Consider the following 12,566-nt stretch of genomic DNA (forward strand, 5'->3'; position numbering starts at 1 on the left):
CGCGGCGCGGGACGACAGCCGACGGGTCCTAGTCGTTCACGAGCTGCGGCTCGCGCGTGTTGCTGTTGGCCGGGACGGGCAGGCCGAGATTGCCGCGCAGGGTGTCGGCCGCGTACTCGGTGCGGAACAGTCCGCGCTTCTGGAGGATCGGGACGACGCCGTCGACGAAGAGGTTCAGCTCGTCCTCGGTGCGGAAGGCGAGGTTGATGCCGTCGAAGGTGCCGGCGTCGAACCACTCCTCGATGGTGTCGGCGACGGTCTGCGGCGCCCCGACGAACGGCGAGGTGCGGAACTGGTTCACCGAGTCCGCCACTTGACGCAGGGTCAGGTTCTGTTCCCGGGCCCGCTCGATGAGCCTGGCCGCTCCGGTGCGGCCGCCCTTCTCGGCGAGGTGGGCGACGTCGGGGAACGGCGCGTCCAGGTCGTGCACGCTGAAGTCGTAGGCGCCGAAGGAGCGGCCGAGCAGGGCGAGGTTGCGCTCGAAGTCGTTGTCCTCCTCGAAGATCTCCCGCTCCCGGCGCCGGGCGGCCTCGTCCGTGGCGGCGACGACCGGACCCCCGTGGATGAAGATCTTGATGTGCTCGGGGTCGCGGCCGTAGGAGGCGGTGCGCTTCTTGATGTCCGCGTAGTACTCCTGGGCCTGCTGGAGAGTGCCGCCCGGCGCGTAGATGCCCTCGGCGACCTGCGCCGCGAGGTCGCGTCCCTCTTCGGAGACCCCGGCCTGGAAGATCACGGGCTGGCCCTGCGGGGAGCGGGAGAGGTTCAGCGGGCCGGCCACCTTGAAGTGCTCGCCCACGTGGTCGAGCGCGTGCAGCTTGGCCGGGTCGAGGAAGACGCCCCGGTCCACGTCGGCGGGGAACGCGTCCTCCTCGTAGGAGTCCCACAGGCCCCGGGCGACGCGCACGAACTCCAGGGCGCGGCCGTAGCGCGTGCTGTAGTCGAGGTGTTCGTCGAGCCCGAAGTTGCGGGACGTGCCGGTGTCGAAGCTCGTGACGACGTTCCAGCCGGCCCGGCCGCCGCTGATGTGGTCGAGGGAGGCGAACCGGCGGGCCAGGTTGAACGGCGAGTTGTACGTCGAACTCGCCGTGCCCACCAGCCCGATGTGCCGGGTGTGGGTGGCCACCGCCGACAACAGGGTGAGCGGTTCCAGGCGGTTGAGGTAGTGCGCCGGGTAGGTGGAGTTGATGAACTGGCTGTCGACGATGAACAGGGCGTCGAACAGGGCGTGTTCGCCCGCCTTCGCCAGCCGGATGTAGTAGTCGATGTCGATGCTGGAGTTCTTCGCGACGCGCGGGTCCTTCCACAGGCCGTGCTGGCCGGGGCCGCCGACGCCGTAGGGGTGCAGGGCGAGGTGGATCGTGCGGGGCATGGTGTCGGGTTCCTGTCTGTCGGGTCGGTGGCGGGTCAGGAGTGCAGAAGCGCGGCGCGCAGGGCCTCGCGTTCGGCCCGGTCGGCCGGCGCGGAGTGCAGGGTGGGCGCGGAGCGGACGAGCAGGCGGGTGTAGGCGTGCCGGGGCCGGGTGATGACGTCGCGGACCGGGCCGACCTCGACCAGTTCGCCCTGGTAGAGCACCGCCACACGGTCGGCGACGGCGGCGACGGAACCGAGGTCGTGGGAGATGAAGACGAGGGCCACGCCGTCGTCGCGGAGCTCCTTGAGGATCTGCAGGATCTGGACGCGGTTCGCGGAGTCCAGCGCGCTGACCGGCTCGTCGAGGATGACGAGTCGCGGCTCGGTGACCAACGCCCGTGCCACCGCGACGCGTTGGCGCTGGCCGCCGGACAGTTCGCCGGGGAGCCGGTCGAGCAGGTCCTCGGAGAGACGGACCCGGGAGAGGAACGCGCGCACCCGGCGCGCGGCCTCGTCGCGGGGCACGCCCGCGACGAGCAGGGGCTCGGCGAGCGAGGTCTCGACCGTGAGGTCCGGGTCGAGACTGCGGAGCGGGTCCTGGAAGACGTACTGGACGACACCACGGCGGCGCAGGGCGCGCCACTGGCGGGGGCTGTGCGAGGTGACGTCCTCGCCGTCGACGACGACGGACCCGCCGGAGGCGCGCACGAGGCCCAGTACCGCCCGCGCCAGGGTGGACTTGCCCGAGCCCGTCTCTCCGATGATGCCGACCGTCTCACCGGCCGTGACGTCGAGGCTGACGCCGTGCAGGGCGCGGCGACGCCGCCGGCGCTGCCCGTAGTGGACCTCCAGCTTCCTGACCGCCAGCACGGGGCGCGTCGGCGCGTCGGGAGCGGTGACCGCCGGGGACGGCTCGACGGTGACGGCGTCGGTGGTGCTCATGCGTCCTCCCGGGGCGCGAGGAACGTGTCGAGGCCGTACTGCTCGTGCTCGGCGATCAGCAGCCGGGTGTAGGCGTGCCGCGGGTGGTGGAGGACGTCGTGGGTCGGCCCCTGCTCGACCACCTCGCCCTGGTGCATGACGAGGACCTCGTCGCACAACTGGGCCACCACGGCGAGGTCGTGGGAGACGACGACGAGCGCCAGGCCGGTCCGTTCCCGCAGGTCGGCCAGCAGGTCGAGGATCTCGGCCTGGACCGTCACGTCGAGCGCCGTGGTCGCCTCGTCGGCGATGAGGATCCTCGGGTCCGCGGCGATCGCCGCCGCGATGAGGACCCGCTGGAGCATGCCGCCGGACAACTCGTGCGGGTACTGGCCGTGGACCAGTTCCGGATCCCGCAGGTGGACCGCGCGCAGCAGTTCCACCGCGCGGCGGTGCGCGGCCCGCCGCTTCAGGCCGTTCTTGACCCGCACGACCTCGGCGATCTGCGCGCCCACCCGGATCGACGGGTTGAGGTACGACGCGGGGTCCTGGAAGACCGCGCTGATCGTCGCACCGCGCAGTTCCGTCCAGCGGGCCGGGGACAGACCGGCGATGTCTTCGCCGTCGATCTCCACCGAGCCGCCGGTGATCTCGAAGTGGGCGGGCAGGATGCCCAGCGCGGCACGGCAGGTGAGCGTCTTGCCGCTGCCGGACTCGCCGACGATGCCGACGGCCCTGCCCGGGGTGAGCGTGAAGCTCACGCCGTGCACGATCTCCCGGTCGCCGGCCAGGTCGCCGATCCGGACGTCGCGCACGGCGAGTACGGGCGCGGGCGGTTCGGCCGGGGGAACCGGGTCGGGCCCGGTGATCTCCTCGGCGTCGGGCAGGAGTTTCTCGGACAGGGCGGTCATCGCACACCTCCTACGGGGGCGGGGTCGGCGTCGCGGCGGCGGTTCGCGCGGGCCTTGCGTCGGTTGACCAGCGCGCGGCCCGCCTCGCCGGAGACGTCGCGGATCGCGTCGGCGAGAAGGTTGCAGGCCCAGACGGTGACCATGATCAGCAGGGCCGGTACGGCCGGCGCCCACGGCTGGTGACTGAGGTAGCCGAGGTCCGAGGCGAGGAGACCGCCCCAGGTCGGGGCCGGCGGCTGGACGCCGATGCCGAGGAAGGTCAGGCTCGACACGATGACGAACCCGACGCCGATGGTCTGGGCGAGGGCGACCGCGATGGGCGGCAGCACCTTGGCCCACACGTGACGGCGCACGACCCAGCCGATGGACGCGCCGGAGATGAGCGCCGCCTCCACGTAGGGGGAGCGTGCGACGGACAGGGTCGCGGCGCGGGCCACCCGGTAGAACAGCGGGGACACCAGCGCGCCCGTGACCAGCATCGCCTGGGTGAGGCCGTTGCCGAGCAGCGCGATCACGGCGACGGCGAACAGCAGGAACGGGAGGGCGACGAGAGTGTCGGCGAGCCGGAGGGTGATCCACTCGAAGGCCCGGCCGAGGTGGACCGACAGGATGCCCGGGACGGCGCCGATGGCGAGTGCCGTGAGGGCGACCTCCAGGGCACCGAGGACGCTGACGCGTGAGCCGTCGAGGAGTCGGCTGAGCACGTCACGGCCGAGGTAGTCGGTTCCCAGCCAGTGGGCCCCCGAGGCGGCGGCCAGCGTGTGGTCGCTGGTGGCCAGGGGGTTCTGCGGGGCCAGCAGCGGCCCGAGCAGGGCCAGCAGGGCGACCGCGACGAGAACGGCCACGGCGATCCGGCCGGAGGTGAGGGCGAGGACGCGGCGCACCATGGTCACACCCCCCGCTGCGAGGCCGGCGTGACGCGCGCCAGCACCAGGTTGACGATCAGGTTGAAGACGACGACCAGGACGATCGACACCACGAGGACGCCCTGCACGGCCGGTACGTCGCCGGCCTGCGCGGAGTCGTTGGCGAACCGTCCGAAGCCCTGCAGCCCGAAGATCCACTCCGTCACGACGGAGGCACCGACGAGTGCGGGGAACTTCAGGCCGAGCGTCGCGAGCGCCGGTCCGAGCCCGTTGCGCAGTACGTGGCCGAAGAAGATCCGGCGGGGACTCAGCCCCCGGACCACGGCGCCCGTCACGTAGTTCTCGCGGTAGGCCGCGATGAGACTGCTCCGCAACTGGCGGGCCACGTCGGCGACGACGTCGAAGCTGAGCGCGATCGCGGGCAGGGTGATGTGGGCGAGCCACGGCCCGAACCCCTGCTCCGCCGGCACGTATCCGGCCGACGGGAGCAGGTGCAGTCCCACCGCGAAGACCGCGACCAGCACGATCCCGACGACGAAGGCCGGCATCACCGAGATGACCGTGACGAACCCGGTGATCGCCCGGTCCACCCAGGTGGTGCGGCGCAGCGCCGCGATCGTGCCGAGGGCGAAACCGGCGACCACGCCGATGAGCAGGGCGAAGGTCGCCACCGACAGGCTCACGCCCAGGCCGAGGCCGATGAGGGTCGAGATGTCGGCGCCGTTGGTCCAGCTCGTTCCGAGCTGCCCGTGCAGCACGCCGCCGAACCAGTCCGCGTACTGGACCAGGAACGGCCGGTCGAGGCCCCACTGGGCCTCGACCCGGGCGACCGCCTCGGGCGTCGCCTCCTCGCCGAGCTGGATGCGCGCCGGGCTGAGCCCGCTCAGCGACCGCAGCGCGAACGTCACGAACGTCGCGACGAGGAAGACGGGCACGAAGATCGCGACCGACCGGGCGAGGGTGACCAGGACACGGAAGACGGTGTGCCGTGTCCTGGCCGCGGCGGCGGGAAGACGGACGTCGGGCGGGGCCGGTGCCTCCGTCGTCGTCATGGAGTGCCTCCTCTCTGGGGTGGACGGCGGTCAGTTGCCGGAGATGGTCACGCCGGTCCAGTCGATGTGGGCCGGGTTCTTCGGCAGGCCCGAGATGGACTTGCTCTTGGCGATGAGGTTGGGCGAGGAGTACGTGAAGACGAGCGCCTTGCTCTTGAGCCCCGCCCGGGTCGCCGCCTGGAGGACCTTCGTGTAGTCGGCGGAGTCGAGCGGGGTCTGCCGCACCTTGGCGATGGCCGCCTCGAACCCGGTGGGCTCGTAGGGGGTGCTGAGGTTGAGCGGCCCGTCCGGGCCGAAGTGCGCGGTGAGGGTCTGCGCGGCGGAGTCCCGCCCCGTCGTCCCGTACAGCGAGAACGTCAGGTCCTTCGCGAAGAACGGGGTGGCCCAGTTCTTGTCGATCTTGATGGTGACCTTGATGCCGACCTTCGCCAACTGCGCCTGGACGATCTCGGCCTGCGGGTCCTCGGCCGGGATGACCAGGTTCAGCTTGATGTCCCCGGCGTGGTAGCCGGCCTCGGCCAGCAGCTTCTTCGACTTCGCGGGATCGTAGGCGTAGGCGTTCTCCGACTGCGGATCGAAGGCCACATACCCCTTCGGGAAGGGCTGGTTGGTCACTGAGCCGTAGCCGAACGTCAGCTTGTCGACGAACTCCTGACGGTCGACCGCGTACCGCACGGCGTCGACGACCTTGTCGTTGTCGAACGGTGCCTTGTTCACGTTCAGGCTGATGTTGGACGCGTTGAATCCGGGCTGCACGAACACGTCGAGGCCGGCCTTCTTGGCCGCGTCGGCCTGACTGGGCGCGATGTCGGCGAAGTTGTAGACGCCGGTCTGCAGTCCCGAGACGACGGTGGAGGCGTCGGGCGCGGAGGTCAGTTCGACGTTGTCGATGTGGATGTTCTTGGCGTCCCAGTAGTCGGGGTTCTTCTTCAGGACCGCCTTCGTGCCCGGCACGAGCTGGGTGACGATGAACGGACCCGCGCCCACCGGGTTCTGGTCCAGCTTGTCGGGCGAGGCGGACGCCTTGGGGCTGGCGATCTGCAGGACGCGCTCGCCGAGCAGTTGGGGTATCTGGTAGTCGACCTGACTCAGCCGGAGCACCGCGTCGAGTCCCTTGGCCTGCACCGACCTGATGGAGGTCAGGTCGCCGAAGAGGGCCGAGTTCTTCTGCTTCTTGGCCCGTTCGATCGCCGTCTTCACCGCGGAACCGTCGACCGGCGTCCCGTCGCTGAACTTCAGCCCGGGGCGCAGATGGAAGGTGATCACGTCCCCCTCGGCGTTGTACTCCCAGCTCTTGGCAAGATCCGGGACGGCCTTGCCGTCCTTGTCGGTCCTCGTCAACGAGGCGTACACGAGGGCGAGTTCACGGAACTGGGCGCCGCTGCCGCCGACGACCGGGTCCCAGTGGGTGGGGAAGTAGGAGGAGGTCCACTTCAGCGCGGCCGCCCCGCCGCCGGCCGACGCCGCCTCACCGCCGCAGGCGCTGAGCGCGGGGACGAGCACGGCGGCGAGGGCGGTCCCCAGGGCCGCGGCACGGAGCCGGGCGGGTCGGGCGGAGCGGAGTCCTGTCGCGGGGCTTTCGGGCGTGAGTCGTCCGGACATCTGTTCGTTCTTTCTGCGAGGGCTCCCGTCCGCGCCGGGGCACCGGAACGGGAGCGAGGACGGCACGCCCCTCACCGGCTCCGCGCAGCCCGGACGGGCATGCCGGCGTGGCGTCGGTGCGCACGGAGGCATGCCGCGCTCAGGGCGTGAGGCGTCGGCGGATCGCGAGAGGGGCGGCCGGAAGGCCGAGGGAGGGAGAACGACGAGGCGCTGCGGGGGCGGCGCGCGATGACGGGCGTCGGGCGGCGAACCGGTGGGAGACCGGTGCCGGTGCCGAGGAGAGCGGCGTCAGGCGCCTGGGGGCCGCGGTGGGCGGGCGGTCAGCGACAGAGAGCGCTGCAGGTGCGCCGCAGGTCCACGTAGCGGCACTCCACGCCGGGATGCGTCGTGAGCATGGGCACATCCTGGGGGCCGCGCTCGGCGGCTGTCAATGGACACCAATTGGTGTCTCATTGGGCGGGACGTCTCTGACCCCTGATCAGAAGCCTGTCAGGACGCCGGGAGCGGGCCTGCGCGGCGGGCGGGGTGTACCGCGGCCTCCTCCGGATGCAGCCACAACGGGCCGTTGCCGGTGTCGACACGGACCGCCTCCGCGGGGGGCCACGGACCGTCGGCCAGCAGGTGGCCCTCCGGGCCGGTGAGGCTCCGGTACCGGGCGAGTGCCTGGGCAGGAGGCTGCCGTTCGGAGTCCGCCGGCGGTCCCGGGCTCAACTCGGCGACGGCGGCCGCGTACTGCTCGTAAGGCCGCCAGCCCGGTACGACCCGGAACGCCGTCGGAGTACGGATCAGCAGGGTCGGCAGCGCGTACCGGTGGCCCCCGTCCGCGGTCTCCTTCGCGGCGCCGGGGTGCGGCGATCCGCCGGGCACGGACAGCACCTCGCGCACCGGACGACGCGCCTCGGCGTGGTCGGCGCGCACCGCGTCCAGCACCTCGGCCGAGGCCGCGCCGGCGGCCAGCAGTTCATGGTCCAGGCCGGGCACGCCCCGTACCGCCGACAGCGCGAGCGGCATGGTGTCCGCCGGTTCGCCCAGGACGAAGACGCTCTCCCGCAGCCGCCGCAGCACCCGGTCGGCCACCTCGGCGCCCTGCCGCTCGGCGGCCTTGGCGACCAGCGAGGACGGCCAGGAACTCGCCGCGACGCGGCTCAGCCGGACGGGCCTCGGGGCTCCCGTGTGCGTACAGACGTCCTCGACGTAGCGCGCGTACCAGGCGGTCTCCGCCGCCGGATCGGGCGGCGGGTCGTCGTCGAGGTCGAAGAGCAGGCAGTGCACGCGGCGCCAGCGGACGCGGCCCGCAAGCCCGGCGCGCAGCCGGCGGAACACCGGCTCCGAACCCCAGGCCCACGGACACAGCGGGTCCGTGTACTCGACCACCTCCACCCCCGGTTGTCGCACGGCCCGCACCCCGGCCTCGGGCGCGGCCGTCACGCGGCTCCCTGGTGGCTGAGCCGTTCGGCCGGCTCGGCGGGCAGCAGCGCGGCCAAGGTCGTCCCGCCGAGCACCGCCGCGGCGTCCGCCTCGATCTGCCGCCACACCCCGGGCAGTCCGGCGGCGGGCCCGGGATAGTCCAGTCCGGCCAACGGCTCACCCCGCAGCGTGATCAACTCGCCGTCCACAGCGCGTACGACGTCCAGCAGCGTGACTTCGCCGGCCGGTCGGCCCAGCCAGTACCCGCCCTCGCAGCCACGCTGGCTGCGCACCAGCCCCGCCCTGCGCAGTTCGCCGACGACGGACTTCAGGAACCGGAACGGGATGTGCTGCGAGGAGGCGATGGCCTCGCAGGTGAGCGGTCTGGCCGGTTCGCGGGCGAGCTCCAGCAGCGCCCGTGTGGCGTAGTCCGCCTTCGCGGAGATATGCATGGGGCCATGATGCCCGACAGGGCGCCGGGCGCGCGGGCTTCCACCGCTTCCTCACCTACATTGCGGGAACATTGCCGCAGGTGAAGGACAATGGACACCTCTTGACATCCTTTTCCGGACGGCTCTAGCGTCGCCCCCCATGAGCCAGCCGCTGACGACCCCCGGTGAAGGTTTCCACCCCCATCTCACGGACCGTGCGGGGGAGTCGCCGTCCCCGTTGCGCACCCGCCTGCACCACATCCGTGCCGACGCGCTCGACGGCGACACCGCGCAGTCCGGCGGCATGCGCCGGTTCGCCGCCGTCAGCGGCACCACGGTGGGCTCCGAGAAGCTGTGGATGGGCCAGACCCACGTCGCCCCCTCGACCGCGTCCTCCGACCACCATCACGGTGCGTCCGAGACGGCCATCTACGTCGTGAGCGGACACCCCGAGTTCGTGTTCCTCGACGACGCCGGCCCGCAGCCCGAGGAGATCCGGCTGCGCACCTCGCCGGGCGACTACATCTTCGTGCCCCCGTTCGTGCCGCACCGCGAGGAGAACCCCGACCCGGCGGACGAGGCCGTCGTCGTCATCGCCCGGAGCACGCAGGAGGCGATCGTGGTCAACCTGCCGGAGCTGTACGTCCTGCGCGCCGAGGGCGAGGCCTGACGGGACCCGTCCGTCGGACCGTGCCCACCGTCGCCGCGCGCCCGCGCGGCACGGTCCGGCGTCGACGGCGTCGAAGCGCCGAGGGCCCCGCCTGTTACGCTCGCCGAGCCTCCCGCGGGGGAAGTCCGGTGAGAGTCCGGCGCTGACCCGCAACGGTGTGCGTGGCGACCTGATGGTCCGTCACGCGAGTCCGATCGCCCGCGGGGAGCACGCGACCCGTTGACTGCTCGCCGTGGAATGCGACAGGGGACCGCACGGCCGGCGCGCTGTACGGGCTGTTCTCCTGCCTCGGTTCACCAGGCGGCCCCAGGCGAAGGACCGCCCCGTGCGCACCACCACGACGACTCCGATACCCGGACCCGGCCGGACCCGGGACAGAGCCCCCGGCCGCATGCCGCTGACGCCGCTCCTCGGCTGCCTCGCGGTCGTGCTCCTGATCTCCCTCGTCTGCGGCGTCGCGCTGGGCGCGACCGGGATCGGGACGACCGCGGTCCTGCGCCTCCTGTGGGCCGGTGCCACCGGCGGCACCGTGTACGCCCCGGACGCCGCCGCCTACACCATCGTCACGGAGATCCGGCTCCCACGGGTGGTGCTCGGCGCGGTGGTCGGAGCCGGGCTCGCGACGGTCGGCGTGGCCGTGCAGGCCATGGTCCGCAACGCGCTCGCCGACCCCTTCGTCCTCGGCATCTCCTCCGGCGCGGCGGTGGGCGCCAACGCCGTCATCCTGCTCGGCGCGTTCGCGGGGCTGGGCGTGTGGGCGCTGTCCGTGTCGGCGTTCGCCTCCGCCCTCGCGGCCATGGTCCTCGTCTACGCGGTGGCACGGTCGCCGCACGGCCTCACCCCGCTGCGGCTGATCCTCACCGGGACCGCCCTGGCCTACGGCTTCGAGGCGCTCACCACGCTCATGGTGTTCGGTGCCGCACGCGGCGAGGCGGCACGGTCGGCGATGATGTGGCTGCTCGGCAGCCTGGGCGGGGCGACCTGGGCACAGATCCCCGTCGCCGCGCTGACCGTGACGGTCGGCTGGGTGTGGCTCAGGCTCAGGGCCGAGCCGCTCAACGCCCTAGCCATGGGGGACGAGACGTCCGCCGCGCTCGGCGTCCGGCCGGCGCGGCTCCGCGGGGAACTGTTCCTGGTCACGGCCGCGGTGACCGGCACCGTCGTCGCCGTCAGCGGCGCCGTCGGGTTCGTCGGGCTGATGGTGCCGCACGTCGTACGGATGCTGGTGGGCGCCGACCACCGGCGGGTGCTCGCCGTCGCACCCCTGGCCGGCGCGGTCCTGCTCGTGTGGGCCGACGTCCTCTCCCGCCTGCTGCTCGCCCCGGCGGAGCTGCCGGTCGGCGTGATCACCGCCGTGGTCGGCGTGCCCGCGTTCCTGCTCCTCATGCGGCGCGGCGGCTACGCGTTCGGGGGCCACTGATGCGACTCGACATCGAGGGACTCTCGGCGGACGCGGGCACCGTGCGGCTCCTCGACGACATCCGTCTCACCGTGGACAGCGGGACGTTCGTCGGCCTCGTCGGCCCCAACGGCAGCGGTAAATCAACCCTGTTGAGGTGCGTCTACCGCGCGCTGCGGCCCGCCGGGGGAGCGGTCCGGCTGAACGGCGACGACCTGCACGGCATGGACGCGCGGGCGGCGGCGCGACTGCTGGCCGCGCTGCCGCAGGAGTCCTCCGCCGAGTTCGACTTCACCGTCGCCGAAGTCGTCGGCATGGGACGGCACCCGCACCGGAACCGGACGGCCGCCGACGACCGGGCGATCTGCGCCGGAGCCATGGACCGCACGGGCGTCGCCCATCTCGCCGACCGCGGGTTCCTGGCCTTGTCCGGCGGCGAGAAACAGCGCGTCCTCATCGCCCGCGCTCTCGCCCAGCGACCCCAGGTCCTCGTCCTCGACGAGCCCACCAACCACCTCGACATCGCCCACCAGTTGGACGTCCTCGCCCTGGTCCGGGCGAGCGGCCTCACCGTGCTGGCGGCGCTCCACGACCTGAATCTCGCCGCCGCCCACTGCGACCTCCTGTACGTGATCGCGGACGGCCGGATCGTCGCGTCGGGTCCGCCGCTCGACGTACTCCGGCCCGAGCTGCTCGCCGACGTGTTCGGCGTCCGCGCCCACCCCGTACGGCACCCGGTCACCGGCGCCGTCCAGCTCCTCTTCGACCTCCTTCCGACCACCCCCTGAGGAACACCCGTGCGCAGAACGCTCATTGCCGCCCTCTGTCTCACCGCCACCGTCACGGCCTCCGGCTGCGGCGCGAACGTCGAGACGGCCGACGACGCGCGGTCCCCGGCCGTCACCCTCACCAACTGCGGCCGCCAGGTCACCTACGACCGGGTGCCGCGCCGGGTGGTCACCAACGACGTCGGCATCACCGAGATCATGTTCGCGCTCGGCCTGGAGGACCGCATGGCCGGGTTCGCCATGCCCGACGACAAGGGCGACCTGACCGGCGTGCCCTGGAAGGAGGGCTACGAGAAGGTGAAGTGGCTCTCCAAGGATCAGCTCACCAAGGAGAACGTCCTCGCCGCCCGCGCCGACCTCGTCTTCGCCGGCTGGAACTACGGCTTCCGCGAGGAGGACGGCTTCACGCCCGACGCCCTGAAGAAGCTCGGCATCCCCTCCTACGTCCTCACCGAGTCCTGCCACAACGGCCGTTCGGGATCCGCCCGCGGCATCATGCCGCCCCTCGAAGCGCTCTACACCGACCTCACCAACCTCGGGAAGCTGTTCGGCGTCGAGGACCGGGCCGCCGCACTGGTCGCCGGCTTCAAGAAGCGGATCGCCGACGTCCGGGCGCAGGCACCCGAGGGCGCGGACCGGCCGGAGGTCTTCCTCTACGACAGCGGCCAGGACACCCCCTTCACGGCTGGCCGCTACGCCGCCCCGGAGCAGATCATCAGCGAGGCCGGTGGCGTCAACGTCATGCACGACGTCCAGGACTCCTGGACCACCGTCGGCTGGGAGACCGTCGTCGAGCGCGACCCGGACGTGATCGTGATCTGCGACTACGGGGACACGAGCGCCGAGCAGAAGAAGAAGTTCCTGCTGAACCACCCGCCGCTCCGCGGGGTCTCGGCCGTCAAGAACCGGCGCGTCTTCGTCCTCGACTACGTCGACCTCGTCGAGAGCCCCCGCAATCCGTCGGCCGTCGCCCGGCTGGGCGCGTATCTGCGCACGGTGGAGAAGCGCTGAACAACCGGGGTCCGACCCGCGCCTGCCCGAGGTCTGTCGGCGTCCGGCTACCCGGAGCCGACAGACCCCGCACCCGCTCGAAGGCACCGGCTCCCCCTGCCGGCACGGGCGCTGAGAAGATCGTCACCGAGCTGTGCTCTGCACCCGGCCCCGGAAGG

12 protein-coding genes are annotated in these 12,566 nt (G+C 72.2%); 4 read left to right on the plus strand and 8 right to left on the minus strand.

From position 1 onward, the window contains the following. Nucleotides 1–28: 28 nt before the first annotated feature. The 8 genes from OG406_RS36835 to OG406_RS36870 all read right to left on the minus strand — a co-directional run bounded on the left by OG406_RS36835 (nucleotide 29) and on the right by OG406_RS36870 (nucleotide 8,561). On the minus strand, nucleotides 29–1,369 hold the full coding sequence (locus OG406_RS36835; protein ID WP_164370083.1) for an LLM class flavin-dependent oxidoreductase: 1,341 nt from the start codon (nucleotides 1,367–1,369) through the stop codon (nucleotides 29–31). Between the two features lie 35 nt (nucleotides 1,370–1,404). Beyond that, nucleotides 1,405–2,292, minus strand: a complete 888-nt coding sequence (locus OG406_RS36840) for an ABC transporter ATP-binding protein (RefSeq protein WP_329190059.1) — start codon at nucleotides 2,290–2,292, stop codon at nucleotides 1,405–1,407. Further along, nucleotides 2,289–3,182, minus strand: a complete 894-nt coding sequence (locus tag OG406_RS36845; protein WP_329190061.1) for an ABC transporter ATP-binding protein — start codon at nucleotides 3,180–3,182, stop codon at nucleotides 2,289–2,291. The genes OG406_RS36840 and OG406_RS36845 overlap by 4 nt, the downstream gene beginning before the upstream one ends. Further along, nucleotides 3,179–4,069 (minus strand): ABC transporter permease, encoded by an 891-nt coding sequence (locus OG406_RS36850; RefSeq protein ID WP_327410655.1) that lies wholly within the window; start codon nucleotides 4,067–4,069, stop codon nucleotides 3,179–3,181. The genes OG406_RS36845 and OG406_RS36850 overlap by 4 nt, the downstream gene beginning before the upstream one ends. Before the next feature lie 2 nt (nucleotides 4,070–4,071). Next, nucleotides 4,072–5,100 carry an ABC transporter permease gene (locus OG406_RS36855; RefSeq protein WP_267051818.1) on the minus strand — a complete coding sequence of 343 codons (1,029 nt, stop codon included), beginning with the start codon at nucleotides 5,098–5,100 and terminating at the stop codon, nucleotides 4,072–4,074. A 30-nt stretch (nucleotides 5,101–5,130) separates the two neighbouring features. After that, nucleotides 5,131–6,702, minus strand: a complete 1,572-nt coding sequence (locus OG406_RS36860; RefSeq protein ID WP_329190065.1) for an ABC transporter substrate-binding protein — start codon at nucleotides 6,700–6,702, stop codon at nucleotides 5,131–5,133. A 489-nt stretch (nucleotides 6,703–7,191) separates the two neighbouring features. Then, on the minus strand, nucleotides 7,192–8,106 hold the full coding sequence (locus OG406_RS36865) for a DsbA family oxidoreductase (RefSeq protein WP_329191098.1): 915 nt from the start codon (nucleotides 8,104–8,106) through the stop codon (nucleotides 7,192–7,194). A gap of 20 nt (nucleotides 8,107–8,126) precedes the next feature. Beyond that, entirely contained in the window at nucleotides 8,127–8,561 is a 435-nt protein-coding gene (locus OG406_RS36870) for an RrF2 family transcriptional regulator (protein WP_081222523.1), read from the minus strand. Nucleotides 8,562–8,700: 139 nt separating this feature from the next. Between OG406_RS36870 and OG406_RS36875 the strand changes: the two genes are divergently transcribed. The 4 genes from OG406_RS36875 to OG406_RS36890 all read left to right on the plus strand — a co-directional run bounded on the left by OG406_RS36875 (nucleotide 8,701) and on the right by OG406_RS36890 (nucleotide 12,408). Then, entirely contained in the window at nucleotides 8,701–9,210 is a 510-nt protein-coding gene (locus OG406_RS36875) for a cupin domain-containing protein (protein WP_164370077.1), read from the plus strand. Nucleotides 9,211–9,601: 391 nt separating this feature from the next. Further along, on the plus strand, nucleotides 9,602–10,630 hold the full coding sequence (locus OG406_RS36880) for a FecCD family ABC transporter permease (RefSeq protein ID WP_164370217.1): 1,029 nt from the start codon (nucleotides 9,602–9,604) through the stop codon (nucleotides 10,628–10,630). After that, nucleotides 10,630–11,397, plus strand: a complete 768-nt coding sequence (locus tag OG406_RS36885) for an ABC transporter ATP-binding protein (RefSeq protein WP_164370076.1) — start codon at nucleotides 10,630–10,632, stop codon at nucleotides 11,395–11,397. The genes OG406_RS36880 and OG406_RS36885 overlap by 1 nt, the downstream gene beginning before the upstream one ends. A gap of 9 nt (nucleotides 11,398–11,406) precedes the next feature. After that, nucleotides 11,407–12,408: an ABC transporter substrate-binding protein gene (locus tag OG406_RS36890; RefSeq protein ID WP_266853028.1), complete on the plus strand. Its 1,002-nt coding sequence runs from the start codon at nucleotides 11,407–11,409 to the stop codon at nucleotides 12,406–12,408. Nucleotides 12,409–12,566: the final 158 nt, after the last annotated feature.

Origin of the sequence: Streptomyces sp. NBC_01428 (assembly GCF_036231965.1) — a bacterium.
Classification (GTDB): Bacteria; Actinomycetota; Actinomycetes; order Streptomycetales; family Streptomycetaceae; genus Streptomyces.

Coding starts and splice junctions, on each gene's coding strand:
- OG406_RS36835 (WP_164370083.1), bottom strand. CDS start 1,369: ATGCCCCGCACGATCCACCTCGCCCTGCACCCCTACGGCGTCGGCGGC.
- OG406_RS36840 (WP_329190059.1), bottom strand. CDS start 2,292: ATGAGCACCACCGACGCCGTCACCGTCGAGCCGTCCCCGGCGGTCACC.
- OG406_RS36845 (WP_329190061.1), bottom strand. CDS start 3,182: ATGACCGCCCTGTCCGAGAAACTCCTGCCCGACGCCGAGGAGATCACC.
- OG406_RS36850 (WP_327410655.1), bottom strand. CDS start 4,069: ATGGTGCGCCGCGTCCTCGCCCTCACCTCCGGCCGGATCGCCGTGGCC.
- OG406_RS36855 (WP_267051818.1), bottom strand. CDS start 5,100: ATGACGACGACGGAGGCACCGGCCCCGCCCGACGTCCGTCTTCCCGCC.
- OG406_RS36860 (WP_329190065.1), bottom strand. CDS start 6,702: ATGTCCGGACGACTCACGCCCGAAAGCCCCGCGACAGGACTCCGCTCC.
- OG406_RS36870 (WP_081222523.1), bottom strand. CDS start 8,561: ATGCATATCTCCGCGAAGGCGGACTACGCCACACGGGCGCTGCTGGAG.
- OG406_RS36875 (WP_164370077.1), top strand. CDS start 8,701: ATGAGCCAGCCGCTGACGACCCCCGGTGAAGGTTTCCACCCCCATCTC.
- OG406_RS36880 (WP_164370217.1), top strand. CDS start 9,602: ATGCCGCTGACGCCGCTCCTCGGCTGCCTCGCGGTCGTGCTCCTGATC.
- OG406_RS36885 (WP_164370076.1), top strand. CDS start 10,630: ATGCGACTCGACATCGAGGGACTCTCGGCGGACGCGGGCACCGTGCGG.